At 73.1% G+C, this 26,698-nt stretch carries 22 protein-coding genes; 14 read left to right on the top strand and 8 right to left on the bottom strand.

Annotated features, from left to right (window positions below):
• Positions 1–117 precede the first annotated feature (117 nt).
• Genes ABC795_RS14520 through ABC795_RS14510 form a run of 3 tightly spaced genes read right to left on the bottom strand, consistent with a single transcriptional unit; the run spans position 118 to position 2,563 of the window.
• Positions 118–726 carry a nucleoside triphosphate pyrophosphatase gene (locus ABC795_RS14520; RefSeq protein ID WP_347057896.1) on the bottom strand — a complete coding sequence of 203 codons (609 nt, stop codon included), beginning with the start codon at positions 724–726 and terminating at the stop codon, positions 118–120.
• Positions 723–938 carry an acyl-CoA carboxylase subunit epsilon gene (locus tag ABC795_RS14515; RefSeq protein WP_347057895.1) on the bottom strand — a complete coding sequence of 72 codons (216 nt, stop codon included), beginning with the start codon at positions 936–938 and terminating at the stop codon, positions 723–725. The genes ABC795_RS14520 and ABC795_RS14515 overlap by 4 nt, the downstream gene beginning before the upstream one ends.
• Positions 935–2,563: an acyl-CoA carboxylase subunit beta gene (locus tag ABC795_RS14510; protein ID WP_347057894.1), complete on the bottom strand. Its 1,629-nt coding sequence runs from the start codon at positions 2,561–2,563 to the stop codon at positions 935–937. Before ABC795_RS14510 ends, ABC795_RS14515 begins: the two co-directional genes overlap by 4 nt.
• A gap of 280 nt (positions 2,564–2,843) precedes the next feature.
• Here ABC795_RS14510 and ABC795_RS14505 point away from each other — a divergent pair, with 280 nt between their 5' ends.
• The 4 genes from ABC795_RS14505 (at position 2,844) to ABC795_RS14490 (ending at position 8,486) form a co-directional block, all read left to right on the top strand.
• Positions 2,844–3,698: a biotin--[acetyl-CoA-carboxylase] ligase gene (locus ABC795_RS14505; RefSeq protein ID WP_347057893.1), complete on the top strand. Its 855-nt coding sequence runs from the start codon at positions 2,844–2,846 to the stop codon at positions 3,696–3,698.
• Positions 3,699–3,729: 31 nt separating this feature from the next.
• Positions 3,730–4,302 carry a PH domain-containing protein gene (locus ABC795_RS14500; RefSeq protein WP_347057892.1) on the top strand — a complete coding sequence of 191 codons (573 nt, stop codon included), beginning with the start codon at positions 3,730–3,732 and terminating at the stop codon, positions 4,300–4,302.
• A gap of 78 nt (positions 4,303–4,380) precedes the next feature.
• On the top strand, positions 4,381–5,529 hold the full coding sequence (locus ABC795_RS14495; RefSeq protein ID WP_347057891.1) for an exonuclease SbcCD subunit D C-terminal domain-containing protein: 1,149 nt from the start codon (positions 4,381–4,383) through the stop codon (positions 5,527–5,529).
• Positions 5,526–8,486 (top strand): SMC family ATPase, encoded by a 2,961-nt coding sequence (locus tag ABC795_RS14490; RefSeq protein WP_347057890.1) that lies wholly within the window; start codon positions 5,526–5,528, stop codon positions 8,484–8,486. The genes ABC795_RS14495 and ABC795_RS14490 overlap by 4 nt, the downstream gene beginning before the upstream one ends.
• Before the next feature lie 15 nt (positions 8,487–8,501).
• Here the strand turns inward: ABC795_RS14490 and ABC795_RS14485 are convergent, their stop codons facing one another.
• Entirely contained in the window at positions 8,502–9,008 is a 507-nt protein-coding gene (locus ABC795_RS14485; RefSeq protein ID WP_347057889.1) for a GtrA family protein, read from the bottom strand.
• 74 nt (positions 9,009–9,082) lie between these two features.
• Here ABC795_RS14485 and ABC795_RS14480 point away from each other — a divergent pair, with 74 nt between their 5' ends.
• The 3 genes from ABC795_RS14480 (at position 9,083) to ABC795_RS14470 (ending at position 12,008) form a co-directional block, all read left to right on the top strand.
• Complete coding sequence (locus tag ABC795_RS14480) at positions 9,083–10,288, top strand: 5-(carboxyamino)imidazole ribonucleotide synthase (protein WP_347057888.1); 1,206 nt, start codon at positions 9,083–9,085, stop codon at positions 10,286–10,288.
• A gap of 62 nt (positions 10,289–10,350) precedes the next feature.
• A complete protein-coding gene (gene purE, locus ABC795_RS14475; RefSeq protein WP_347060729.1) occupies positions 10,351–10,830 on the top strand; it encodes a 5-(carboxyamino)imidazole ribonucleotide mutase in 480 nt (159 codons plus the stop codon).
• 23 nt (positions 10,831–10,853) lie between these two features.
• Complete coding sequence (locus ABC795_RS14470; protein ID WP_347057887.1) at positions 10,854–12,008, top strand: acyl-CoA dehydrogenase family protein; 1,155 nt, start codon at positions 10,854–10,856, stop codon at positions 12,006–12,008.
• 595 nt (positions 12,009–12,603) lie between these two features.
• Here ABC795_RS14470 and ABC795_RS14465 read toward each other — a convergent pair.
• Both ABC795_RS14465 and ABC795_RS14460 read right to left on the bottom strand, forming a co-directional pair.
• A complete protein-coding gene (locus ABC795_RS14465) occupies positions 12,604–13,398 on the bottom strand; it encodes a TIGR03089 family protein (protein WP_347057886.1) in 795 nt (264 codons plus the stop codon).
• Positions 13,399–13,472: 74 nt separating this feature from the next.
• Positions 13,473–14,780: an LCP family protein gene (locus ABC795_RS14460; RefSeq protein WP_347057885.1), complete on the bottom strand. Its 1,308-nt coding sequence runs from the start codon at positions 14,778–14,780 to the stop codon at positions 13,473–13,475.
• A 653-nt stretch (positions 14,781–15,433) separates the two neighbouring features.
• Here ABC795_RS14460 and ABC795_RS14455 point away from each other — a divergent pair.
• From ABC795_RS14455 to ABC795_RS14435, 5 genes are all read left to right on the top strand, one after another.
• The gene (locus ABC795_RS14455) at positions 15,434–16,006 is read left to right on the top strand and encodes a hypothetical protein (protein ID WP_347057884.1); all 573 of its coding nucleotides are present in this window, start codon (positions 15,434–15,436) and stop codon (positions 16,004–16,006) included.
• Positions 16,003–18,726 carry a hypothetical protein gene (locus tag ABC795_RS14450; RefSeq protein WP_347057883.1) on the top strand — a complete coding sequence of 908 codons (2,724 nt, stop codon included), beginning with the start codon at positions 16,003–16,005 and terminating at the stop codon, positions 18,724–18,726. The genes ABC795_RS14455 and ABC795_RS14450 overlap by 4 nt, the downstream gene beginning before the upstream one ends.
• Positions 18,727–18,831: 105 nt before the next feature.
• The gene (locus ABC795_RS14445; protein WP_347057882.1) at positions 18,832–19,665 is read left to right on the top strand and encodes an ABC transporter permease; all 834 of its coding nucleotides are present in this window, start codon (positions 18,832–18,834) and stop codon (positions 19,663–19,665) included.
• The gene (locus ABC795_RS14440) at positions 19,662–20,432 is read left to right on the top strand and encodes an ABC transporter ATP-binding protein (RefSeq protein WP_347057881.1); all 771 of its coding nucleotides are present in this window, start codon (positions 19,662–19,664) and stop codon (positions 20,430–20,432) included. The genes ABC795_RS14445 and ABC795_RS14440 overlap by 4 nt, the downstream gene beginning before the upstream one ends.
• On the top strand, positions 20,429–21,334 hold the full coding sequence (locus ABC795_RS14435) for a glycosyltransferase family 2 protein (protein ID WP_347057880.1): 906 nt from the start codon (positions 20,429–20,431) through the stop codon (positions 21,332–21,334). Before ABC795_RS14440 ends, ABC795_RS14435 begins: the two co-directional genes overlap by 4 nt.
• A 12-nt stretch (positions 21,335–21,346) precedes the next feature.
• On the opposite strand, the gene ABC795_RS14430 is transcribed toward ABC795_RS14435, so the two are convergent.
• On the bottom strand, positions 21,347–23,293 hold the full coding sequence (locus tag ABC795_RS14430) for a glycosyltransferase (protein WP_347057879.1): 1,947 nt from the start codon (positions 23,291–23,293) through the stop codon (positions 21,347–21,349).
• Positions 23,294–23,300: 7 nt separating this feature from the next.
• Positions 23,301–24,488: a UDP-galactopyranose mutase gene (gene glf / locus ABC795_RS14425; protein WP_347057878.1), complete on the bottom strand. Its 1,188-nt coding sequence runs from the start codon at positions 24,486–24,488 to the stop codon at positions 23,301–23,303.
• Between the two features lie 147 nt (positions 24,489–24,635).
• Here glf and ABC795_RS14420 point away from each other — a divergent pair, with 147 nt between their 5' ends.
• Positions 24,636–25,577, top strand: a complete 942-nt coding sequence (locus tag ABC795_RS14420; protein WP_347057877.1) for a glycosyltransferase family 2 protein — start codon at positions 24,636–24,638, stop codon at positions 25,575–25,577.
• A 1-nt stretch (position 25,578) separates the two neighbouring features.
• A complete protein-coding gene (locus ABC795_RS14415; protein ID WP_347057876.1) occupies positions 25,579–26,679 on the top strand; it encodes a mannose-1-phosphate guanylyltransferase in 1,101 nt (366 codons plus the stop codon).
• Positions 26,680–26,698 lie beyond the last annotated feature (19 nt).

Below are 26,698 nucleotides of genomic sequence, written 5' to 3'. Positions count from 1 at the left end.
ACGATTCTGCTAGCCGATCCGGCGGTTCGTACAGTCGCGCGTCGGCAAGTCGCCATGTCGACATCTCGTCGGTCTCAGGTGGTACACGAGTCACGCCGGCCCCGCGCTCCGGTGCGGTCAGCGGCGCCAGAGGTCGGTAATCGCCAAACCCCGCTTGGCCAGCTGGGTGCGCAGGACGGTCAGCGACAACCCCACCACCGCGGCCGGATCCCCCTCGACCCGGCGCACGAACGGGGCGCCGAGCCCGTCCAGGGTGAACGCCCCCGCCACGGCCAGCGGCTCCCCGGTGGCAAGGTAGGCCTCCACCTCCAGCGGGGTGGGATCGGCGAAGTAGACGACGGTCGAGGCCACCGCGATGTCGCGGCTGACGACCGCACCGTCGCGGACGTCGAACAGCGCCTGGCCGGTGTGCAGGATGCCCGAGCGGCCGGCCATGCGCCGCCAGCGGTCGCGCGCCTCCGCGGCGTCCGCCGGCTTGCCCTGCGGCTTCCCGGCGAACTCGAGCAACGAGTCGGCGCCGATGACCAGGGCGTCGCTCTCCCGCTTGGCGACGTCCGCGGCCTTCGCGGCGGCCAGCAGGGCGACCTGCTCGGCCACGCGCGGGGCGGAGTACGTGGACTCGTCCACGTCGCTCACCAGGACCTCGGGCGCGAGCCCCGCCTGCCGCAGGAGCGACAGCCGGGCCGGGGACGCCGACGCCAGCACCAGCCGCCGGTCGGCGCTCACGCGAACCTCCCCGCGGCCCGCCAGCCGCCGTGGCCGTGCTGCAGGGCACCGCGGTGGCGGTCGGCGTAGGAGGCCCACGCGCCGACCGGCGTCGGGCGACGGCGCTCCCGGCGCTGGGACAGGGCCGCCACGACGACGGTCAGCGCGGCGAGCTCCTCGGCGGTCGGCTCACCCTTCACGACCCGCAGGAGCGGGCGCTGGTCCTCGGTCACAGCGGGATGTTCCCGTGCTTCTTGGCCGGCAGGGTCTGGCGCTTGTTGGCCAGCACCCGCAGCGCCTTGGTCACCTGCACCCGCGTGTGCGACGGCGGGATGACCGCGTCCACGTAACCGCGGTCCGCGGCGATGTAGGGGTTGGCGAGGGTGTCCTCGTACTCGGCGATCAGCTCCGCGCGGCGGGTGTCCGGGTCCTCCGCCGCGGCCAGCTCCTTGCGGTAGAGGATGCCGACCGCGCCCTGCGCCCCGACGACGGCGATCTGCGCCGTCGGCCAGGCGAGGTTCACGTCCGCACCCAGGTGCTTGGAGCCCATGACGTCGTAGGCGCCGCCGTAGGCCTTGCGGGTGATGACGGTCACCTTCGGCACGGTGGCCTCGGCGTAGGCGTAGATCAGCTTGGCGCCGCGGCGGATGATGCCCTCCCACTCCTGCGACGTGCCGGGCAGGAAGCCCGGGACGTCGACGAAGGTGAGCACCGGGATGTTGAAGGCGTCGCAGGTGCGCACGAACCGCGCCGCCTTCTCGCTGGCGTCGATGTCCAGCGTGCCCGCGAACTGGGTGGGCTGGTTGGCCACGATCCCGACCGGCCGGCCCTCGATCCGGCCGAAGCCGATGAGGATGTTGGGCGCGAACAGCGGCTGCACCTCGAGGAACTCGCCGTCGTCGAGCACGTGCTCGACAACGGTGTGCATGTCGTAGGGCGTGTTGGCCGAGTCGGGGATGAAGGTGTCGAGCTCCAGGTCCTCGTCGGTCAGGGCGTCGGGCAGGACCGTTTCGACCGGGGCGACCTCCACGGCCGGCAGCGGGTCGAGGTTGTTGCTCGGCAGGTAGGACAGCAGCGCCTTGACGTAGTCCAGGGCGTCGGCCTCGTCCTCGGCCAGGTAGTGCGCGACACCGGACTTGGTGTTGTGCGTGCGCGCCCCGCCCAGCTCCTCGAGGGAGACGTCCTCGCCGGTCACGGTCTTCACGACGTCCGGGCCGGTGATGAACATCTGGCTGGTCTTGTCGACCATGACGACGAAGTCGGTGAGCGCGGGGGAGTAGACGTGCCCGCCGGCCGCGGGGCCCATCACCAGTGAGATCTGCGGGATGACGCCGGAGGCGTGCACGTTGCGCCGGAAGATCTCGCCGTATAGACCGAGGGAGACCACACCCTCCTGGATGCGGGCGCCGCCACCCTCGTTGATGCCGATGACGGGGCAGCCGTTCTTGACCGCGAAGTCCTGGACCTTGACGATCTTCTCGCCGTACACCTCGCCGAGGCTGCCGCCGAACACGGTCACGTCCTGGGAGAAGATCGCCACCGGCCGGCCGTCGACCGTGCCGTACCCGGTGACGACGCCGTCGCCGAACGGGCGCTTGTCGGCCATGCCGAAGTTCGTCGACCGGTGCCGGGCGAACTCGTCGAACTCGGTGAACGAGCCCGGGTCGAGCAGGGCCTCGATCCGCTCGCGGGCGGTCATCTTGCCCGCGGCGTGCTGCTTCTCCACGGCCCGCTCGGAGCCGGCGTGTTGCGCCTCCTGCACGCGGCGCTCGAAGTCGGCGAGCTTCCCGGCCGTCGTGTGGATGTCGACGTCGTCGGGGACGTGCTCCCCGGCGCTCTCCAGTTCAGCCGTGCTCACGTGTCCTCCTCGCTGGGGCCCCTCGGCCGCGTGCGCGCGCCGCTGGTCCGCTCGTCCGTGACTCACCCGCCCGGGCACGCGCGACTCGTCCGCGGCCGCCCGGAGGCCTCCGCGTTCGTGCCGTGCCCGTGCGCCGGCCCCGGCGTGCCGGGGCCACGGATTCCGTAGCGTAGGGGAGCCTCCGGGACGCCCTCCTGCTGGCGTCCGGCGGTCCGTCGTGCGGGTGCCCCGGCGGACGGGCCGGAGGGCGTGGCCGGGCGCCGGTGGCTAGCGTGGCCGGGTGCCCGATGCCTCTCCCTCCCGCTGGTCGGACCTGGAGCGCCCCGCGCTCGACGCGCGGGCTCTGGAGACCGCGCTGTGCCGGGACAGCGCCCTGTGGCGGTCGGTCGAGGTCGTCGACGAGATCGGCTCGACGAACGCCGCCCTGGCCGCTGCCGCCGCGGGGGACGCGCCCGAGGGGACCGTCCTCGTGGCCGAGCACCAGGTCGCCGGTCGGGGCCGCCTCGACCGGGTGTGGACCTCGCCTCCGCGCGCCGGCCTGACCGTCTCGTTCCTGCTGCGTCCCGACGTCCCGGCCGCGCGCCGCGGCTGGCTGCCCCTGCTCACCGGGGTGGCGCTGGCCGAGTCGGTGCGGGAGGTCAGCGGGGTGCTCGCGTCGGTGAAGTGGCCCAACGACCTGCTCGCCGCGGACGGACGCAAGCTCGCCGGGATCCTGGCCGAGTCGGTCGCCGCCGACAGCCTGCCGGCCGGCGTCGTCGTCGGTGTCGGCCTCAACGTCTCCACCACGGCCGCCGAGCTGCCGGAGACCGGGACGTCCCTGTCGGTGGTGACCGGCGGGACCGTCGACCGTGCCCCGGTGCTGCTGGGCTTCCTGCGGGCCGTCGAGCGGCGGTACCGCGGCTGGGTCCGGGCACTGGGCGACCCGGTGGTCTCCGGGCTCGCGCACGACTACCTGGCGTGGTCCTCGACGATCGGCAGCACCGTCGAGGTGACGATGCCGGACGGCTCGGCGCTGGTCGGCACCGCGCGGGCGATCGACTGGGACGGGCGGCTGGTCGTCGACGGCGCCGAGGGCACCGTCGAGCTGGCCAGCGGGGACGTCCGGCACGTCCGGACACGCGTCGCGGAGGCATGACTGGGCGGGGTGGCTGCGTCATCCTGACGAGGTGCCGTACCCCGACAAGCTCCTCGCCGACGACGAAGAGGTCGTGCGCCACCTGCACCCGCACTGGCTCACGGTCTTCCGGCCGGTCGTGTCCTTCCTGCTCGTCGTCGGCGGCGTCTCGTTCGGGGCCGCGCTGGTCCCGGCGGGGCCGCAGCAGGGCATGATCCGGCTGGCCATCGTGGTCGTGGCGGCCCTGCTGCTGCTGTTCCTCGTCGTCGTCCCGTTGCTGCGCTGGCGGACGACGCACTACGTGGTGACCACCCACCGGCTGCTGTTCCGCGAGGGCGTCCTCGCCCGCCGCGGCCGCGACCTCGGGCTCTCCCGGATCACCGACGTCTCCTACGCCCAGACGCTGTGGGAACGGATCATCCACTCGGGCACGCTGACCATCGAGACGGCTGGGGACGCCGGGGCCACCGTGCTGCGCCGGATCCCCGACACCGACCGCGTCCAGCAGCTGCTCGCCTTCATGATCGAGGAGGACGCCGACCGGCGGGCCCAGGAGAACGCCTGGTACATCCGCGGCGACGGCCTGCCGCCCGCGGAGGGCTGGCGCTCCACCGGCGTCCGCTGACCCCCGAACCCGGTGTGACGGGCCCGTCACGGCGCGCCTGGGCGGTTCTGTCGTACCCCCTCCCTACCTTGTGCGCCTATGCGGCTGCTGCACACGTCGGACTGGCACATCGGTCGCACCCTGCACGGCACCGACCTGCTGGCCGAGCAGGAGGCGGTGCTGAGCGGCCTGGCCGCCGTCGTCACCGCCGAGCGGGTCGACGTGGTCGTCGTGGCCGGTGACGTGTACGACCGCGCGGTGCCCTCGGCCGACGCCACCGGCGTCCTCGACCGGGTCGTCGGCCGGCTGCTGGCCACCGGCGCCCGGGTGGTGCTGACACCGGGCAACCACGACTCGGCCCGTCGGCTCGGCACGTTCTCCGGTCTGCTCAGCGCCGCCGGCCTGCACGTCCGGGCGGTCACCCCGCGCCTGGACGAGCCGGTGCTGCTCGCCGACGAGCACGGCGAGGTGGCGGTGTACGGCATCCCGTACCTCGAGCCGGAGGTGGCCCGGCACGAGCTGGGCGTACCCGCGGCGCGGGGTCACGAGGCGGTGCTGCGCGAGGCCATGGACCGGGTGCGCGCCGACCTGTTCCTGCGCCCGGGTGCCCGGTCGGTCGTGCTCGCGCACGCCTTCGTCGGCGGCGGGCTGGCCAGCGAGAGCGAGCGGGACATCTGCGTCGGCGGGGTCGACCTCGTACCGGCCCGGGTGTTCGACGGCGTCGACTACGTCGCCCTCGGTCACCTGCACCGGCCGCAGACGCTGTCGACGCGGATGCGGTACAGCGGGTCGCCGCTGGCCTACTCCTTCGGCGAGGCGGGGCAGCAGAAGCAGGCGTGGCTGGTCGACCTCGACGCCGACGGCCTCGCCGAGGTGCGGGCGGTGCCCCTGCCCACGCCCCGGGCGCTGTCGGTGCTCACCGGCACCCTGGAGGAGCTGCTCGCCGAGCCGGCGCTCGCCGCCGCCGAGCAGCACTTCGTCTCCGCCCGCCTCACCGACCCGATCCGGCCGGCCGACCCGATGCGCCGGCTGCAGGAGCGGTTCCCGTTCTGCGTGCACCTGGACTGGGCCGGCGCGGGGGCGGCGACCGAGGGCGGGAGCTACCAGGAGCGGATGAAGGGGCGCAGCGCCCTCGACGTCGCCGGTGAGTTCGTCAGCCACGTCCGCGGCGTCCCGGCCACCGCGGCCGAGCGGGAGCTGCTGGCCCGGGCGCTGGGCGCCGGCGACCGCGCGGAGGTGGCCCGATGAGGCTGCACCGGCTGCAGGTCACCGCGTTCGGCCCGTTCGCCGGCACCGTCGAGGTCGACCTCGACGACGTGGGCCGGGACGGCCTCTTCCTGCTGTGGGGGCCCACCGGCGCGGGCAAGACCACCCTGCTCGACGCCGTGGTGTTCGCCCTCTTCGGGCGGGTGCCCGGCGCGCGCGGCGAGGAGAAGCGGCTGCGCAGCGACCACGCCGACGCCGCCACGCGCACGGAGGTCGCCTGCGAGCTGACCCTGGGCCCGGAGCGGCTGCGGGTGGTCCGGCGGCCGGAGCAGCAGCGACCGAAGAAGCGCGGCGAGGGGTGGGCGACCGAGCAGGCCAAGCTGCTGGTCTCCCGGCTCACCGACGGTGGGTGGGAGCCGGTCAGCACGAGGATCGACGAGGGCTCCGAGCACCTGCGCACCCGGCTGGGGCTCGACGTCCACCAGTTCTGCCAGGTCGTGCTGCTCCCGCAGGGGGACTTCGCGCGGTTCCTGCGTGCCGAGCCCGAGCACCGTGCCGAGCTGCTCCGCACGCTGTTCGACGTCGACCGGTTCGCCCGGGCCGAGGACTGGCTGGCCGAGGAGCGCGCGGCAGCCCGCGAGCGCAGCACGGTGCAGCGCGCCCAGCTGGGCAACCTCGTCGCGCGGGTGGCCCAGATCGCCGAGGTCGACGTGCCCGAGGACCTCGCCCCCGAGCTGGTGGGCGCGGGCCCGGGCACCCGGGTCGTGCCGTGGGTGGAGAAGGTCCGCGCGGCGGCCACCGGCCGCCTGGCGGAGGTGACGGCCGGGGCCGACGCCGCCGCCGCGGAGGTGGCCGCGATCGACGGCGAGCTGGCCGCCGCCCGGGCGCTCGACGAGCGGCACGCCCGGCGCGCCCAGGCGGCGACGGAGCTGGCGCGGCTGGAGCAGCGGGAGCCCGCGCTCGCGCCCCTCCGTGCCGAGCGCGACGCCGGCCGCCGCGCCGAGCCGCTGCGCGACGTGCTGCAGTCGGCCGGTGCGGCAGCCCTGGCCGCGGAACGGGCGGCCGAGGCGCTGACCGCGGCGGAGGTCGCGTGGGCGCCGGTGGCCGACGGCCGCGAGGCGACCCCGGCCGTGGCCCGCGAGCTGCGGGACCAGGCAGCCGGGGCGCGGGCGCTGCTGCCGGAGGTGGAGCGGGCGGCGGCGATCGAGCGCACCGTCGCGGCGCTGGATCGGACCGTCGACGAGCTGGCCGCGCGCTGCGCCGCGGGGGAGCGGGCCGTGGCCGGGTTCCCCGCCCGGCTCGCCGAGCACGAGGAGCGGCTCGTCCGGGCCCGGACGGCGGCCGCCGAGCTGCCGGCGCAGCGCAGCGCGCTCGACGCCGCGCAGGACGCGCTTGCGGCGGCCCGGGCCGCCGAGTCGCTGGCCGGCCGGCTGGAGGAGCTGCGCGCGGACGTCCGGGTGCGCCGGGAGGAGTGGGCCGACGCCCGCGAGCAGTGGCTGGACCTGCGCGGCCGGCGGCTCGACGGGATGGCCGCGGAGCTGGCCGCGGCGCTCACCGACGGGGCGGACTGCCCGGTCTGCGGTGCGACCGAGCACCCGCGGCCGGCGGTGCACGACGGGGTGCGGGTCACGGCGGCCGACGAGGACGCCGCCCGAGTGGTCGCCGACGCCGGGGAGACCGCACTCGCCGCGGCCACCGCCCGGCTCGACGCCGCCGAGCGGGAACTGGCCGTGGTCCGCGCCCGCGCCGGGGAGCTGCCGGCGCGGGAGCAGGCCGATCGGGTGGCCGGCCTCACCGCCGCCGTCCGGGCCACCGCGGAGCTGGCCGGAGGGCTCGCCGCAGCCGAGGCGGAGCTGCAGCGGCTGGCCGGCGAGCGGGAGGCCGCGACCGCCCGGCTGGCCGCCGACCGCGAGGAGCGGCGCGCGCGCATCGCCGAGCGGGAGGCCCGCGCCCTCGGGCTGGCCGAGCTGTCCGAGCGGCTGACCGCCGCGCGCGGCGGCGACGCCGACCTCCCGGCCCGCGTGGCGCGGCTGTCGGGGGCGGCTGACCGGTGCGAGGCGGTCGTCGCCGCCGGAGCCGAGTCGACGCGGGCGCAGGCCCAGGCCGAAGCCGCCCGGAGGGCCGCCGAGGAGCGCGCCGGGGCCGCGGGCTTCGACGACCTGCTCGACGCGGCGGCGGCGCTGCTGGAACCCGGCCGCCTCGCCGGGCTGGACCGGGAGCTGGACGGGCACGACCAGCGGGTGGCGTTGCTGCGGGGGCGGCTGGCCGACGCCGAGCTGGCCGATCTCCCCCCGCGGCCCGACCTGGAGGCGCTGGAGGACCGCTGCGCGGGTGTGACCCGGCGGCGGGAGGAGGCGGTGGCCGCGCTGGAGCAGGCGCGGCGCTGCGCGACGTCGCTGGCCGACCTCGTCGGCCGGGTGACGGCCGCGGAGCTGGAGCTGGCCGAGCTGCGCGACTGGGCCGACCAGGTGACCGCGCTGGCCGACCTGGCCCACGGCCGGGGGGCGAACGCCCGCAGGATGCGGCTGCAGTCCTTCGTGCTCGCGGCGCGCCTCGAGCAGGTGGCCGAGGTGGCCAGCCGGCGGCTGCTGGACATGTCCGGCGGTCGGTACACCTTCCTGCACAGCGACGCGCAGGGACGGCACGGTGCCCGGGGCGGGCTGGGGCTGGACGTCTTCGACGAGTACACCGGCGCCCGGCGGCCCACGAAGACCCTCTCCGGCGGCGAGAGCTTCATGGCGTCGCTGGCGCTGGCGCTCGGCCTCGCCGACGTCGTCACCGCCGAGACCGGTGGCGTGCGCATCGACACCCTCTTCGTCGACGAGGGCTTCGGCACCCTCGACGCGCAGGCGCTGGACGCGGTGATGACCGTCCTGGACGAGCTCCGGCGGGGCGGGCGCACGGTCGGTGTGATCAGTCACCTGGAGGAGCTGCGCACCCGGATCCCGACGCGGCTGGAGGTCATCGCGGGGCGGAACGGTTCCCGGCTGGCCGGCTGAGCGCCGGCTCGCGGGTCAGGCTCGGCCGACCGGCCCGCCCGGGGCGGCGGCGGGGACCGGATCTGGCGGCGCCGCGGACGTCCGCGGCGGGAAGACCCAGCGGCGGTACCCGAGGAAGCGCAGCACTGTCCCCAACGCGATCGAGACGAGGTTCGCGCCCTGGAGCACCAGAGCGCTCTGCTGGTCGAGCGGGTAGCGGACGAATGCGACGATTCCGAGACCCACCACGAGCGCGGCCCCGTTGACCGCGGCGAAGCGCCAGTACTCGCGCCGGAGGCCGGTGCGCGCCCGGTGGGCGAAGGACCAGAACCGGTGCCCGACGAAGGCGACCGACATCGACACGAGGGTGGCCAGCAGTTTCGACGTCACCGCTCCGGCACCGACGTGGGCGTACAGGAGCTGGAACAGCCCGACGTCGATGGCGAAGCACACCGCGCCCACGACGCCGAACGCCCCGAGCTCGCGCACCAGCCGTCGCTCACCGGCGCGCAGGAGCTGACGCAACCGCACGACGAGGCCCACGCCAGCACTGTACGGAGGCGCCGGTCCCGGGCGCTCGCCGCGCGGCCCGGGGACGCCGCTAGCCTTCGGGCACCATGCCTGCGCCTCTGCACCCGCACACCGCACTCCCCGTGGTGGCCATGATCGGCGGCGGCCAGCTCGCCCGGATGACCCACCAGGCGGCCGTCGCGCTCGGCCAGTCGCTCCGGGTCCTGGCCGCCGGCCCCGATGAGTCGGCCGCGCTCGTCGCCGCCGACGTGCGCTTCGGCGACCACCGGGACCTCGACGCCCTGCGCGCGGTGGCCGGCGGCGCCACCGTCGTCACCTTCGACCACGAGCACGTGCCGACCGACCACCTCGAAGCGCTCGAGGCGGCCGGTACTCGGGTCGCCCCGAGCCCGGGGGCGCTCGTGCACGCCCAGGACAAGCTCGTCCTCCGGCGCGCGCTCGGCGAGGCGGGGGAGCCGCAGCCGGCGTGGGCGGAGGTGTCCTCGGCGGCCGACGTCGAGGTGTTCGCCACCGCCCACCGCTGGCCGGTGGTGCTCAAGACCCCGCGCGGCGGCTACGACGGGAAGGGGGTCTTCGTCGTCCGCGACGTCGTGGAGGCGGCGTCGCTGCTGGAGCGGCACGGCACGCTCCTGGCCGAGCAGCGGGTGGCGATGGTCCGGGAACTGTCGGCGCAGGTGGCCCGGTCGCCCTTCGGGCAGGTGGCCGTGTGGCCGGTCGTCGAGACGGTCCAGCGCGACGGCGTCTGCGCGGAGGTGATCGCCCCGGCACCCGGTCTGTCCGAGGAGCGGGCGGCCGCGGCGCAGGAGCTCGCCGTGCGGATCGCCGACCGGCTCGGCGTCGTCGGCATGCTCGCCGTCGAGCTGTTCGAGACCCCCGACGGCATCCTGGTCAACGAGCTCGCCATGCGCCCGCACAACTCGGGCCACTGGACGATCGAGGGCGCGCGGACCAGCCAGTTCGAGCAGCACCTGCGCGCCGTCCTCGACTACCCGCTGGGGTCGACGGCGATGACCGCGCCGGTCGCGGTGATGGCCAACGTCCTCGGTGGCGCCGCGGCGGCCGAGGACTGGTCGGGGCCCGCGCTCGACGAGCGCATCCACCACTTCATGGCGCACTGGCCCGACGTGAAGCTGCACTGGTACGGCAAGACCCAGCGCCGGGGCCGCAAGCTGGGGCACGTGACCGCCCTGGGCGACGACGTCGCGGAGGTGCGGGCCCGCGCGGTCGCCGCCGCGCGCTACCTGGCCGACGGGGTCGTCGACCCCGCTTTCGCCTTCGAGCACGACCACTGAGCGCCGAGGAGGCCCCCGTGAGCCGGCTGGTCCCTGCCGACGACCCGGTCGTCGGGATCGTCATGGGCAGCGACTCGGACTGGCCGATGATGGCGCCGGCCGCCGAAGCGCTGGTGGAGTTCGGCGTCGGCTGGGAGGCGCACGTCCTCTCCGCCCACCGCACCCCGCGCCGGATGCTCGACTACGCCGAGGGTGCGGCCGCCCGGGGTCTGCGGGTGATCGTCGCCGGCGCCGGGGGAGCGGCGCACCTGCCCGGCATGGTCGCCGCGGCCACGCCGCTGCCGGTCATCGGCGTGCCGCGCCCGCTGGACCGGCTCGACGGGATCGACAGCCTGCTGTCGATCGTGCAGATGCCGGCCGGGGTGCCGGTGGCGACCGTCGGCATCGGCGGTGGGCGGAACGCCGGCCTGCTCGCCGTCCGCATCCTCGCCGCCGCCGACCCGCAGCTGCGAGCGCGGGTCGAGCGGTTCCAGGCCGAGCTCGCCGAGAGCGTCGTCGCCCGTGATCTCACCCTCCAGGAGCGCCTCGCTACCGACGGGTAGTCGGACCTCCTAGGATCGACGGCGTGGGTACGAACAGCGGGCTGTACGCCTTGACCGAGGAGCACGAGGCCATCCGGGCGGCGGTGCGCGACATCGCCGAGCGGGAGATCGCCCCCTACGCCGCCGAGGTCGACGCCGAGTCGCGCTACCCGATCGAGGCGCAGAAGGCGCTCACCGCGGCCGGCTTCCACGCCACCCACATCCCCGAGCAGTACGGCGGCGAGGGCGCCGACGCGATCGCCACCTGCATCGTCATCGAGGAGGTCGCCCGGGTCGACATGAGCGCCTCGCTCATCCCGGCGGTCAACAAGCTCGGGTCGATGCCGATCATCCTGTCGGCGTCCGAGGACGTGAAGCAGAAGGTCCTGCCGTCGATCGCGTCGGGCGACGCGATGATCAGCTACGGGCTCTCCGAGCGCGAAGCCGGCTCCGACGCCGCCGCGATGAAGACCCGTGCCCGGCTCGACGGCGAGAACTGGGTGCTCAACGGCACCAAGGCCTGGATCACCAACGCCGGCGTCTCCGAGTGGTACACGGTCATGGCCGTCACCGACCCGGAGACTGGTGCCAACGGCATCTCGGCGTTCGCCGTGCACCGGGACGACCCCGGCTTCGCCGTGGGGCCGAAGGAACGCAAGATGGGCATCAAGGGCTCGCCCACCTGCGAGCTGTACTTCACCGACTGCACCGTCCCGGCCGACCGGATCATCGGCGCACCCGGCACGGGCTTCAAGACCGCGCTGCGGACGCTGGACTTCACCCGCCCGACCATCGGCGCCCAGGCCGTCGGCGTCGCCCAGGGCGCGCTCGACGCCGCGGTCGCCTACGTCAAGGAGCGGAAGCAGTTCGGAACGAGCGTCGGCTCGTTCCAGGGGGTGCAGTTCGTGCTCGCCGACATGGAGATGCGGATCGAGGCGGCCCGCCACCTGGTCTACGTCGCCGCGGCGGCGGGGGAGCAGGGGCGCCCCGACGTCACCCGCGTCTCGGCCTCCGCGAAGGCGTTCGCCTCCGACGTCGCCATGCAGGTGACCACCGACGCCGTCCAGCTGTTCGGCGGCGCCGGCTACACCCAGGACTTCCCGGTCGAGCGCATGATGCGCGACGCCAAGATCACTCAGATCTACGAGGGGACCAACCAGGTGCAGCGCATGGTGATCGCACGGAGTCTCCTGAAGTAGGACGTCGACCGGTGTTCTCGCGGGTCAAGACGATGTGGTTGCCTTCAGAGTCGCAGCCGCGTCTGCGTCCGAATGCGGCCCCCGGGAGTGATCTCGGCACCAGGCGGAACATCATGGGAGAGCCGGTGTGACACCTGTTTGACGTTCTGACGCTTGACCCCCTGACGCACTCAACTGGTGGACGCCGACGGTGCCCGTCGGAACCTCGCTGGGAGGTTGCAGGACGGGGCCACAGGCGGGGCTGAAGGGCCCGTGATGTCGGCGTTTCGGAAATGCACGGCAAGTAGTCGAGTGCCTACCTCCGGCACGAATGCTCGAGTGGAGGGTGCACCATGGCCCACGGGTATCAGGTCGAATGGGACGGGGCGGTCGTCCGTTTGCCGTACTACTCGGCGACGGGGTGGACATCGCCAGCTGGGGCGACGAAGAGACCGCTCGACGACGTCGTCGGGGAGTGCAGCGGCGTGGTGCACGGATTGCGACCGGCGCACTGACGTGGTGGATGACCAGGCCGGGCGTTCGGTCCGGGTGCGGTCCTGGTCGGCTCCACGACGACGCTCGTGCACCCGATCGTCCCCCGGTCCCACGGGACCGATCAAGCGGGCCGGCCCAGCTCGCGAACGCCGTCCACCCGCCGCCCCAGCGTCGCGGTGACCCGCTCGGTCGCGGCCCGAGCGGGCAGGAGCGCCGGATCGGGTGATCGGACGAGCACGATGGAGGCGCCGGCGGACAGGGGAGCCAGCAGCCAGGCGACCGGGCCGGCCTCCGCGGCGGTCTGTTCGTCGACGAGAACCCGGTCGCCTTCGGCCAGGCCAAGCCGGGTGGCGAGCTCCCGGGCGGCGTTCACCAGCCCTCCGAGGAGCAGTTCGAGCCCACCGACGACCAGCCCGGGCGTGGTCGGGTCCGGGACCTGCCACGGGTGGAAGACGTCACCGTGCGATCGCACTTCCAGGGCGAAGTCACGCGCGGGGCCCACGTACCCGGACATGCCCATGCCCAGCGGGTGCAGTGACAGGCCGAGGAGTTCGGCAGGGCCGAGTTCCTCCAGCGCGGGCAGCCGGTCCTGGGCGGCCAGGACGACGTCGGCGTCATCGAGCCGGCCCTCGTCCTCCGCGGCGGTGTCGACGACGGTGGCGCCACAGCTCCACACCGCGAGCAGGACGGCGGCGGTCTGCCAGTGCACCGGCAGGGCGAGCGTCACCCGGCTCCCGGGACCGACGTCGAACTCCTCCTGGAGCAGGTTCGCCGTCTTGGCCACCCAGTTCGCGAGAGTCGCCGCGGACAGCTCCACTCGCTCGCCGGTGGTGTCGTCGTACTGCGTCACGAGGGGAGCGGCGCCGTCCCGTCGCAGTACGGCCGAGAGCAGATCAGCGGGCAGTGTGGCGGCCATGGGCACAGCCTGTCACTGCCGTGGCCCGGCGGCCCGCCCGCCCGCACCCGGGCGCGCGGAACCGCCTGAGGGGATCAGTTGATGCAGGTGGTGTCCGCTGCGGTGCGGGCGTCCTCGCCCTCCGCGTCCGCGGTGGGCGCCGCGGGAGTGACTGCCTGGCCGACGCCGTTGAAGTCCCCGCCCAGGACCAGCTGCACGGTGCCGCTGGCCGCGTCGTCGCTCTCCTCGGTCACTGCGCCGGGGATGGCGGCGGCGACCGTGTTGGCGAGCGCTTCGTCACCGGCGGCGTAGCGGACCTCGGTCTGGTCGTGGTCCATCGAGGAGGCGTTCCCGGTCGCGCCGACCGAGAATCCCGCCGCCATCAGGGCGGAAGCCGCCTTGGCGGCCAGCCCGGAGGTCCCCGAGCCGTTGTAGACGTCGACCGACACCGTCGAGGGGTCGACGGTCGCCGGAGCCTCGGCCGTCGCCGGCGTCTCCCGCTCCGGCTGGGCCGACAGTTGGGCGAAGAAGTCGTGCAGCGTCTCCTGCTCCTCCAGTCGGACGATCGACTTCGCGCCCGCCTTGTCGGTCCCGACGTTGGGCACGGTCTGGAACTCGATGCTCCCGGCGGTCACCGACTGCATCTGCTCGGCCAGCTCCAGCAGGTCCAGCGACTCGTCCACGGTCAGCGACTCCGCCGCCGCCTCGACCAGCTCCCGCTGCTTCGCGAGGTTGAGCAGCACGTCCTCGGACAGCATTTTCCGGAGCACGCCGCCGATGAACACCTGCTGGCGGACGATCCGGTCGAAGTCGCCGCGGGGCAGACCGTGCCGCTGGCGGACGAACTTCAGGGCGTCGGCGCCGCTGATGGTCTGCGGCCCGGCGGGGAATACCGCGCCCGAGTAGAAGGAGTCGTCGACCGCCTCGCAGAGGTTGACGTCCACGCCGCCGACGACCGAGCTCAGGTTGAAGAAGCCGAGCAGGTCGACCTCCGCGTAGTGGTCGATCCGCAGCCCGGTGAGCTGGCTGATGCTGCGCACCAGGAGCTGGGCGCCGGAGGCCCGGCGCACCGTCTCCGCCGCGTCGTCGTCGGCCGCGGCGTAGCCGTAGGCGTAAGCGGCGTTCAGCTTGTCCCAGCCGTAGCCCGGGATCTCGACGTAGGAGTCGCGGGGGAAGCTGACGAAGGATGCGCGCGACCCGTCGGCGGGAACGTGCACCAAGATCATCGTGTCGGTGTTGACGCCCGAGTCCGTGCCGGCGTTGAGCTCCGCCAGCTGCTGCTCGGTGAGAGAGCTGCGGCTGTCGTTGCCCACGAGGAGCAGGTTCATCGCCTCCCCGTTGCCGGAGCCCTCGTTGCCGTCCGTGGGGATCGCGGCGGTCCGGTTGACGGTGGCGGAGGCCACCTGCCCCAGGTACCAACCCCAGCCGGAGCCGGCGAGGAGCGTGGCCGAGAGGACGCCTGCGACGACACGAGCGGCGACCGCGCTGCGGCCCCCGCGGCGCTCGCGAGGGGAGCCTCCGGCCGCTGGACCCGGTCGGTCGCCGGCAGGGCGCAGCCGTGGCGGCCGCCCCGCTCGGGGGTCGAGGCGCGGGGGCAGCGGACGCCCGGCCGGGCGGCCCTGCTCGTTCCGGTCTCGGCTCACGTGGTCCTCACAGCGGTGTCGTGCGCCGGTCCGAGGGGTGCCAGGAGGCCCCTGGCGCCGGGCGGACGAGTTGTGACGCTTTGTGCATCGGTGTTGGCAAGGCTAGCTACTCGTGCGAGGCCCGGGGGCTCTCCGGCACAGAATTGCCATCTGCACGCGGCTAGTCGTGTCCCACCGAGTCCCTGTATGCGCACCAGTCGCAGCCGTCGCGGGAGCGGGGCCGCCGATGGCGAGCGCATCGGCGGGGGAAATGCGGTCGACAGCCGGTCGACGACGCGTCGTTCACCGATGCGCGTGGTGACCAAGCGTAGCCTCGTCAACACACTGGGATGGGGCGAGGTGCCGCTGTCCGCCCGCCTTCCCGTCCAGACGCCGATGACCGGCTCCGACCGTCGGTCGCCCTGGGAGTTGTCATGTCTCGTTCCGCCACGCGCCGGCCGGTCGTCCTCGGCGTGCTCGCGCTCCTCGTCCTGGGAGGAGTCGGACTGCTGTTCCTGCTCTCGCGCCCCGACGGGGGCACGTCGCCCAGCGGTGACGGGGCAGGCGTGTCCCAGCCGACCGCTGACCGGGACGCGGACGCCCCGGTCGTCGACGAGGTGCTCGACGAGCCGTCGGCGGTCCCCACCGAGCCGGCCGACGAGGATCCCGAGGCGGTTCCCATCACGGCGCCGGCGCCGGACGCCCTGCGCCCGGTTGTCGTGATGTCCACCTACTCGGGTTGGGACCCGGGCGCCGGCGAGGCCGTCGCCGGCGGCTTCGTCGGTGACGCGGTGGAGAGCGGCGGTACCTGCACCCTCACCCTGTCGCGGGGCGGTGTGGTCGCCAGCGGCTCGGCCGAGGCGGTCCCGGACGCGGCCACCACGAGCTGCGGCGAGGTGCGGGCGGGGGGACCCGCGCTCGTCCCGGGCACCTACGAGGCGGTCCTGAGCTACACCTCCGCGCGGTCGACCGGCGAGTCGGCGGTCTTCTCGGTGGTGGTCCCGTGAGGAAGCGGCTGAAGCTGCTCGTCACCGGCCTCCTGGTCGGCGGTCTGGCGTTCGTGGCGAGCACCGGCTCGCTGCTGAGCAGCCCGGACCTGCGCGAGTCGGCGGACCTGGCGTTGTTCGACCCCGGCAACATCATCACCGACGGGGTCTTCTACGACACGTCCACCATGAACGTCGAGCGGATCCAGCGGTTCCTCCAGGACAAGGGGCGGAACTGCTCCGGCAGCAACTGCCTCAAGAACTTCCGGCAGGACACCTGGACACGCTCGGCCGACACCCGCTGCGGTGCCTACCAGGGTGCGACCCAGGAGACGGCGGCGCAGATCATCTGGAAGGTGGCCCAGGCCTGCGGCATCAATCCGCAGGCACTGCTGGTCACCTTGCAAAAGGAGCAGGGGCTGATCACCTCCAGCGGACCCTCGGACGGCAAGCTGCGGATCGCCATGGGGTACGGCTGCCCGGACACCGCCGCGTGCGACACCCAGTACTACGGCTTCTACAACCAGGTGTACTCGGCGGCGCGGCAGTTCAAGCACTACCGTGCCAATCCCGGCAGGTACAGCTATCGGGCCGGTCTGACCAACAGCATCGGGTACCAGGTGGCCCCGGGGGACCCCGCGCGGTTCAACTACCAGGACCGTGACTGCGGTCGGGCCTCGGTGTACATCCAGAACCAGGCCACCGCAGGGCTCTACAATTACACGCCGTACACGCCCAACCGCGCCGCCCTCAGCGCCGGGTACGGCACAGGGGACGTCTGCTCCGCCTACGGCAACCGGAACTTCTACAACTACTTCACCGACTGGTTCGGCAGCACGCAGAGCTCCGGCGGTTCCGAAGTGCTCGAGAAGTACGACGCGCTACGGGCTGCGGGGGTGGACATCGGGGCGCCGACGTCCGACGTGACCTGCGACCTCCCGAACGACGGATGCCGGCGCACCTACACCGGCGGGCACCTCTACTGGTCGCGCGGCACCGGTGCCCACGTCGTGCGGGGGGCGATCCTCGACAGGTACCTGCATCTCGGTGGTCCTGCCGCGCTCGGGTACCCCACCGGGGACGATACGGCGGCCCCCTGGGGCACCGGGTTCTTCACCGACTTCCAGGGCGGCTCGATCTACTGGTCTGCCGCGACCGAGGCGTACGAGGTCCGCGGGGCGATCCTGGACAAGTGGCGCGAGCGCGGCGCGCAGGCCGGTGCTCTCGGCTACCCCACGTCAGGGGACACGCCCGCGCCCGGTGGCGGATTCACGACGGCCTTCGAGGGCGGGCAGGTGTTCTGGTCGGCGGCCACGGGGGCGAAGGTGGTGCGGGGCGGGGTCCTGGCGGCGTACAAGGCGGCCGGCGGTCCCGCGGCGCTGGGCTATCCGACCGGGGACGACGGGGTCACGGCCGATGGGCGGGGGTACATGACGCCGTTCCAGGGTGGCGAGATCCACTGGTCGGCGCAGACCGGGGCGCACGTCGTGCGGGGCGCGATCCTGGAGGCCTGGAAGAAGGCCGGTGGGTCGGCGGGCTACCTGGGGTTCCCGACCAGCAGCGACGCGGCCGCCGGGCGCGGTGGCTTCGTCGTCGACTTCCAGCACGGCTCGTTCTACTGGTCGGCGGCCACGGGGGCGAAGGTGGTGCGGGGCGGGATCCTGGCGGCGTACAAGGCGGCCGGCGGTCCCGCGGCGCTGGGCTATCCGACCGGGGACGACGGGGTCACGGCCGATGGGCGGGGGTACATGACGCCGTTCCAGGGTGGCGAGATCCACTGGTCGGCGCAGACCGGGGCGCACGTCGTGCGGGGCGCGATCCTGGAGGCCTGGAAGAAGGCCGGTGGGTCGGCGGGCTACCTGGGGTTCCCGACCAGCAGCGACGCGGCCGCCGGGCGCGGTGGCTTCGTCGTCGACTTCCAGCACGGCTCGTTCTACTGGTCGGCGGCCACGGGGGCGAAGGTGGTGCGGGGCGGGATCCTGGCGGCGTACAAGGCGGCCGGCGGTCCCGCGGCGCTGGGCTATCCGACCGGGGACGACGGGGTCACGGCCGATGGGCGGGGGTACATGACGCCGTTCCAGGGTGGCGAGATCCACTGGTCGGCGCAGACCGGGGCGCACGTCGTGCGGGGCGCGATCCTGGAGGCCTGGAAGAAGGCCGGTGGGTCGGCGGGCTACCTGGGGTTCCCGACCAGCAGCGACGCGGCCGCCGGGCGCGGTGGCTTCGTCGTCGACTTCCAGCACGGCTCGTTCTACTGGTCGGCGGCCACGGGGGCGAAGGTGGTGCGGGGCGGGATCCTGGCGGCGTACAAGGCGGCCGGCGGTCCCGCGGCGCTGGGCTATCCGACCGGGGACGACGGGGTCACGGCCGATGGGCGGGGGTACATGACGCCGTTCCAGGGTGGCGAGATCCACTGGTCGGCGCAGACCGGGGCGCACGTCGTGCGGGGCGCGATCCTGGAGGCCTGGAAGAAGGCCGGTGGGTCGGCGGGCTACCTGGGGTTCCCGACCAGCAGCGACGCGGCCGCCCCGGGTGGCCAGGGCTACCTGACCAGCTTCCAGGGCGGGACGATCTACTGGTCGGCCGCGACCCAGGCCCGCGTTCTGAGGACGGAGCTGAACGCCGCCTATTTGGCCGAGGGGGGAACGACCGGGCGGCTGGGCTATCCCGTCTCCGACACCCGGCTCACGGGCGGCAAGCAGCAGGCCGACTTCCAGTACGGAACCCTCACCACGCAGTAGCCACGGGATGTGCGAGTGCTGGCGGGGCACGTGTGACGAACGGGTCCCGCCAGCGCTCGCGAGCCGGCGCCGGGGCGCACATGGGCGCAGGTAGCGTGCTTAAACGTGACAACCGCACAGCCCACCGGGCGCACCTTGTCGGCCGCCGTCGCCGACCTCCGTCGCGGGTGGGAGCAACGGCCGCTCTGGGGGCACCTCGGCCTCCAGGACATCCGGCAGCGTTATCGGCGCTCGGTCCTGGGGCCCATCTGGATCACCATCAGCATGGCGGTCACCGCCGTGGCGCTCGGGATCCTCTACTCGGGCCTGTTCGACATCGAGCTGGAGCGGCTGCTGCCGCACGTGCTCGTAGGGTTCATCGTCTGGGCTTTCATCAGCGGGTGCATCACCGAGGGCTCGGAGGTGTTCATCCGCAACGAGGGCCTGATCAAGCACCTCCCGGCGCCGCTGTCGACGCACGTCTACCGGTTGGTGTGGCGGCAGACGCTCTTCTTCGCCCACAACCTGATCGTCTACCTCGTCATGCTGCTGATCTTCCCGCAGCCGCTGCACTGGACGGCGATCGCCGTCGTGCCGGCTTTCCTCCTGCTCGCCGTCAACGGGGCCTGGGTCGCGCTCGCCGTCGGCGTCGTCACGGCGCGGTTCCGGGACATCCTGCCGATCACCCAGAGCGTCGTGCAGCTGATGTTCTTCCTCACGCCGATCGTGTGGATCTACGAGGAGCTGCTGAACAGCCCGAACCCCGCGATCGCCGAGCGGGCGCGGCTGGCTGAGTTCAACCCCTTCCTGCACTTCCTCGAGATCGTCCGCCGGCCGCTGCTCGGCCAGGACCAGCAGCTGCGTTACTGGCTGGTCGTCCTCGCCATCACCGTGGTCGGGTGGGCGCTCGCGATGTTCGTGCTGCGCCGCTACCGGTCCCGCGTCTCCTATTGGGTGTGAGCGTGTCCCAGATCAATCCTGGCCCTGTCAGCATCGTCGCCAAGGACGCCTGCGTCGACTTCCCGATCTTCGATGCCAAGAGCCGGTCACTGAAGAAGACCGTCATGGGGCTGGTCGGCGGGAACATAGACAGCGGCGCCAAGGTGCCCGTGATCGAAGCCTTGCGCGACATCACCGTCAACCTCGAGCACGGCGCCCGCGTCGGGCTGGTGGGCCACAACGGTGCCGGGAAGTCCACGCTGCTGCGGCTGCTTTCGGGGATCTACGAGCCCACCCGGGGCTTCGCCCAGGTGCGCGGCCGGGTCGCGCCGGTGTTCGACCTCGGCGTGGGCATGGACCCGGAGATCTCCGGCCTCGAGAACATCATGGTCCGCGGGCTGTTCCTCGGGATGACCCGCAAGCAGATGGAGGAGCGGGTCGACGACATCGCGGACTTCACCGAGCTCGGCGATTTCTTACGCATGCCGCTCCGGACGTACTCCACCGGCATGCGGGTCCGGCTGGCCCTGGGCGTGGTCACCAGTATCGACCCGGAGATCTTGCTGCTGGACGAGGGCATCGGCGCGGTGGACGCGGCCTTCCTCGCGAAGAGCAAGCAGCGGCTCGTGAAGCTGGTGGAGCGTTCGGGTCTGCTGGTCTTCGCCTCGCACTCCGACGAGCTGCTGCGCGAGCTGTGCGACACCGCGATCTGGATGGAGCACGGGCAGATCAGGCAGCAGGGGGACCTCGAGGAGGTCCTGCGGGCGTACAAGGGCCGATCGGCATGACGGTCGGCTCCGGCACCGAGAAGGTCGTCGCCGTCGTCGTCACCCGGCACCGGCAGGGGCTGCTGGCGCAGAGCCTGGCCGCGCTGTCCGCCCAGAGCCGGCCGGTCGACCACGTGGTGGTCGTGGACAACGGGCCCGACCAGCCGGCTGAGGACGTGGTGCGGGCGAGCGGGCTGCCGGTCACCTACTTGCCCAGTGCGCGCAATCTCGGCGGTGCCGGCGGCTTCGCCCTGGGGATGTTGCAGGCTCTGGCGCTGGGAGCGGACTGGGTGTGGTGTGCCGATGACGACGGGCGACCGGCCGACGAGACCGTGCTGGGGACGTTGCTGGCCAGCGCTCGGGAGCACGACCTGGCGGAGGTCTCGCCGCTGGTCACCGACATGGCCGATCCGCAGCGGCTCGCCTTCCCGCTGCGTCGTGGGCTGCGCTGGCGGCGACACCGCAGCGACTTCGCCGGCATCGACCTGTTGCCGCGCTACGCCTCGCTGTTCAACGGTGCCCTTTTCCGCGCCGAGGCCCTCGACGTCATCGGGGTGCCGGACTACCGGCTGTTCTTCCGCGGCGACGAGACCGAGATCCACCGCCGGTTACTGCGTGCCGGGCTCCCGTTCGGCACCTGCACCGCTGCGGCCTACCTGCACCCCGAGGGGACGACGGAGTTCCTGCCGATCCTCGGCGGGCGGCTGTCGGCCCAGTACCCCGCCAACGACGTGAAGCGGTTCTTCACCTACCGCAACCGCGGGTACCTGATGGCCCAGCCCGGCATGCGGTGGCTGCGCCCGTTGGAGACGATCCGCTTCGGCTGGTTCTTCCTCGTGTCCCGCCGGGATCCGGCTGGGTGGCGCGAATGGCGCCGCCTCACCCGGGCCGGACGGCGGGAGGAGCTCACGCGCCCGGCGTGAGCTCCTCCCCGGTCAGGCTCCGGTGCCTCCACCGGTGAAGGCGCGCTCCCAGCTCTCCTGACTCGTGAGCTGGTCCAGGTGCGCCCGGTACTGCTTGGACAGGCGCGGGAACTCCCGGTACAGCTTCGCGTGCAGGCGGATGGAGTGACGCAGCATCCGCCAGAAGGTGTCCGGCTCGCGACGGCGGAAGGTCACGCCGCGGCCGTCGGCGGTACCGACGGTGGCGCTGTCCAGCCGGGCGAGCAGGAACCAGCGGGCGTCCTGCGCCGAGATGTTCATCTGGGGGCGCTCGGTGGCGTCCGGCTTCGGCCTGCGCAGATTGTGCGCGAGCGCCGTGGCCAGGGTGCGGGTGATGGTCGCCGGCGTCGTCGGCGGCTTCATGAACCGCTCGGCCTTCGTCGGGCTCATCGAAGGCAGGGGGAGGTCGGACGAGGAGCCGATGACCTGGCCGTCGGGGTAGTCGCCCTGGTGCCGCAACGCCGTCGGCAGGGCAGTAGGCAGCAGCGGGAAGAGCCGGTCGGGGCCCGCGAGGAAATCCTCGTACGCCCGGTGGTGCAGCGCCGCGGTGGCGTACTGCAGCATGATCAGGAACTTCAGGTCGAACTTGAAGGTGTCCCGCAGTAGCGTGCCACCCCGCTTGTACTGGCTGTGCAGCGCCGCGGCGACCAGCCGGTTCCGGGTGTGGAAGTAGGCCTGCCACCCCGCGGTGTCGTCCTTGTCGCTCCAGGACAGGTGCCACACCGCCGCACCCGGAAGCGTCGCGGTCGGGTAGCCGTGCTCTCCGGCGCGGATGCCGTACTCGGCGTCGTCCCACTTGATGAAGACAGGCAGCGCGAAGCCCAGCTCCTGCATCACCTGGCGGGGGATCAGGCACATCCACCACCCGGTGTAGTCCACGTCGATCCGCCGGTGCAGGGCGGGGGTCGACCGCAGGCTCCGCCTGGCGAAGTCGTGGGCGTACTCGGTGTTGGGTGCCGCCCGCCAGAAGAACTTCTCCGGCGCGACGACCTCGCCCATGGTGTGCAGCACCGAGCGGTCCTGCAAGGCCAGCATCTGGCCGCCCACCAGCATCGGCTTCTTGGTGAAGCCGGCGAAGGCGAACATTCGCGCGATGCTGTCGGGCTCGAGCTGCACGTCGTCGTCGAGCAGGATGTGGTGCGTCGCGTCCGTGGAGTTCAGCGCCTCGTGCATGGTGCGGGAGAACCCGCCGCTGCCGCCGAGGTTGGGCTGCTCGACGAGCAGCAGCCGGTCGCCCAGGGCGGCGGCCGCGTCGGCGAAGCCACCCGCGTCGCGGACCTTCTTGGTGCCCTGGTCGGCGACGATGACGCGCGAGATCAGCCCGTCGACGACGGGGTCGCCGGCCAGCGCGGCGAGCGCGGAGACGCAGTCGTCGGGCCGGTTGAAGGTGCAGATGCCGATCGACAGGCGGGTGTCCTGGGCCGGCTCGCGCGCGGCGGACCAGTCGGCCTCGTGCACCGTCACCGGCGCGTCGTCGGCGGTGACGTCGAACCAGTACCAGCCGCCGTCCTCGAACGGCGCGAGGTCCAGGTCGAGCTCCAGCGCCCGGTCCTCGCCCGTGGTCGTCGTGCCGGTGACGTGGATGATGCTGCCGTCGGCCTTGGAGCGGTAGACGTCGACGCGGCCGGGGCCGGAGAGGCGCATGCGCAGGATGACCCGCTCCAGGACCGTCCAGCGGCGCCAGTAGCTCGCCGGGAAGGCGTTGAAGTAGGTCGCGAAGGAGACCTCGCTGCCCGCGGCCACGGTCGCGTCCGAGCGGGTGGTGGACTTGACCCGCTTGTTCCGCTCCTCGTCGACGTAGAGGCTACGGACCTTCAGCGGGTCACCCGGGCGCGGCAAGATGACGCGCTGGAGGAGCGTGACGGCCTTGCCCTCGGCCAGATCGGCGGCGGTCGGTTCGCTGACCCGCTCCGGGGACACCGTCTCATGTGTAGTCGTCATGTGGTGGTCAGTCCTCCAGGCGGCCGTCGAGGGCGCCGCCCTGGTCGAAGAAGGGGCGGATGCGGTTGTCGAACATGGTCAGCGCCGACCCGATGGCCATGTGCATGTCCAGGTACTTGTAGGTGCCCAGCCGACCGCCGAAGAGAACGCGCTTCTCGGCGGCCTCCTTGGCCGCGAGCTCGCGGTAGCGCTCCAGCTTGGCGCGGTCCTCGGGAGTGTTGATCGGGTAGTACGGCTCGTCGCCGGTCTGCGCGAATCGCGAGAACTCCCGCACGACCACGGTCTTGTCCGTGGGGTAGTCCCGCTCGGGGTGGAAGTGGCGGAACTCGTGGATGCGGGTGAAGGGGACGTCCTCGTCGGCGTAGTTCATGACCGAGGTGCCCTGGAAGTCGCCGATCGGGAGGACCTCGGTCTCGAAGTCCAGCGTCCGCCAGCCCAGTTCCCCGGCCTCGTAGTCGAAGTACTTGTCGATCGGCCCGGTGAACACGGTGGGGACGTCGCCGGGCAGCTCGTCGCGGACGTCGAAGTAGTCGGTGTTCAGCCGCACCTCGATGTTCGGGTGGTCGGCCATCCGCCGCAGCCAGGCGGTGTACCCGTCCTTCGGCAGCCCTTCGTAGGTGTCGTTGAAGTAGCGGTTGTCGAACGTGTACCGGACTGGGAGCCGGGCGATGACCGCGGCCGGCAGCTCGGTGGGCTCGGTCTGCCACTGCTTCTTCGTGTAGCCGCGGATGAACGCCTCGTAGAGCGGGCGGCCGATCAGCGAGATGGCCTTCTCCTCGAGGTTGGCAGCCTCGGCGGTGTCGAACTCGCCGGCCTGCTCGGCGACCAGTGCGCGTGCCTCGTCGGGGGAGAAGCTCTTCCCGAAGTACTGGCAGATGGTGGCCAGGTTCATCGGCAGGGAGTACGTCTGCCCCTGGTAGATCGAGTAGACCTTGTGCTGGTAGTTCGTGAACTCGGTGAACTGGTTGACGTACTGCCAGACCCGCTCGTTCGACGTGTGGAACAGGTGCGCGCCGTAGACGTGCACCTCGATCCCAGTCTCCGGCTCCGGCGCGGAGTAGGCGTTCCCGCCGATGTGGTCACGGCGGTCGATGACCAGCACGCGCTTGTCGAGCTGGGTGGCGACGCGCTCGGCCACCGTCAGTCCGAAGAAGCCGGAACCGACGACCACGAGGTCTGGTGCTGTATCAGTCACGGGCGCCGACGGTACCTGCCAGGAGAGGGGTGCACGACCACGCCACGGGTACCGCGCGGGCGAGGCGGCCCGTTCCGTCACACCCACCTCACCGGTCACCGTGCGCGGCGTTCCGCGGCGCGCGGCCGCACTGCCTAGGGTTCGGGCGTGGCCACTCCGACCGACAACCCTCCGCTGCGCGTCGTCGCCGTCACCTACTCGCCCGGCGAGGCCCTCGAAGGCTTCATCGACTCGCTCGCGCTGGCGACCAGCCGGCCGGTGGACGTGGTCCTCGCCGACAACGGCTCGACCGACGGCGTTCCGGAGCAGGCCGCCGCCCGGCACCCGCACGTCCGGGTGCTGCGGACCGGCGGCAACATCGGCTACGGCGCGGCGGCCAACGCCGGCCTGGCCGACCTGCGGACCGGGCGGGCGCTGATCGCCAACCCCGACCTGCGCTTCTCCCCGGGGTCGGTGGACGAGCTGCTCGCCGCCGCCGACCGCTGGCCGCGGGCGGCCACGCTCGGCCCGGCGATCATGACGCCCGCCGGGGACCTCTACCCCTCGGCCCGCGACCTGCCCCGGCTGTCCACCGGCGCCGGGCACGCCCTGCTGGGCTGGGCGTGGCCGGGAAACCCGTGGACGGCGCGCTACCGGCGTGAGCGGGAGGCGCCGCGGGAGCGTCCGGCCGGCTGGCTGAGCGGCTCCTGCCTGCTGGTCGACCTGGAGGCCTACTGGTCGGTCGGGGGGTTCGACCCCGGCTACTTCATGTACTTCGAGGACGTCGACCTGGCCGAGCGGCTGACCCGCCGCGGCTTCCTGCACGTCTACGTCCCGAGCGCCGTCGTGGAGCACGAGGGCGGGCACGCCACCAAGCGGGAGCCGCACCGGATGCAGCGGGTGCACCACACCAGCGCGCTCCGCTACCTCTCCGGCCAGTACCCGGGGCGCCGGCACGCTCCGCTGCGCGCGGCGCTCCGCGCCGGCCTGGGCGGGCGGATGCTGCTCTCCTACGTCAGCGGGCGGGTGGCCGCCGGCGCCCCGTTCCAGCGGCGGGCTCGGGAGCTGGCCGCGGTGCCCGAGCCGACCGGCACCGGACGGGAGGGCTGACGTGCGCCATGCGGTGATCATGGCCGGAGGCTCCGGCACGCGGCTGTGGCCGCTCTCCCGCGCCGACCGGCCGAAGCAGCTGCTCGACGTGGTCGCCGGCGGGGACGGCGTCCCGCACAGCCTGCTCGCCGAGGCCTGGGACCGGCTGCGCGCGGTGCTGCCCGCCGAGGGCATCTGGGTCTGCACCGCGGCGCGCTACGCCGGCCAGGTCCGCGCCGCGCTACCCGAGTTGCGTCCCGACCGGCTGGTGCTCGAGCCGGTGGCCCGGGACACCGCCAACGCCGTCGGCCTGACCGCGGCGCTGGTCGCCGACGTCGACCCCGAGGCCGACCTGGCCGTGGTCAGCGCCGACCACGTCATCCGCCCGGTCGAACGCTTCGCCGAGGCGCTCCGGACCGCATTCGACGCCCTCGCCGACCGCCCTCGCTCGCTGATCACCCTGGGCATCACGCCGACCTCGCCGGCCACCGGGTTCGGCTACGTGCAGCGCGGCGGGCCGACCGGCCGGCCGGGCGTCACCGAGGTCGCCTCCTTCCGTGAGAAGCCCGACCGGGCCACCGCCGAGCGCTACCTGGCATCGGGGGAGTACCTGTGGAACTCCGGGATGTTCGTGTGGCGGGCCCGCACCGTGCTGGACGCGCTCGCCGACCACCTGCCCGCCTCGGCCGAGGGGCTGGCCCGCATCACGGCCGCCCCGGCCGGCCCGAGACGGGACACCGTCCTGGCCGAGGTGTTCCCGACCCTGCCGAAGATCAGCGTCGACTACGCGGTCCTCGAGCCGGCCGCCACCGAGCCCGGTCGCGTGCTCGTCGTCGACCTGGACGTCGACTGGCTGGACGTCGGCTCCTGGCCGGCGCTGGCCTCCACCCTGGGCGACGACGGCGCGGGCAACGCCGTCCACGGGCTCTCCGTCGTGCTCGACGGCGCGGGCAACATCGTGTTCAGCGACGACCTTGGCCACCTCGTCGCCCTCGTCGGGGTGCGCGACAGCGTGGTGGTGCACACCGCGGACGTCACCATGGTCTGCCCGGTGGGCGACGCCGAGCGGATCAAGCAGCTGCTCGCCGCCGTGCAGGAGCGGCACGGGCCACGTTTCGGGTGAGCGGGCTGGTTAGCCTCCG

The organism is Blastococcus sp. HT6-30 (assembly GCF_039729015.1).
Taxonomy (GTDB): Bacteria; Actinomycetota; Actinomycetes; order Mycobacteriales; family Geodermatophilaceae; genus Blastococcus.
This window is presented reverse-complemented; position numbering and strand designations above follow the sequence as displayed.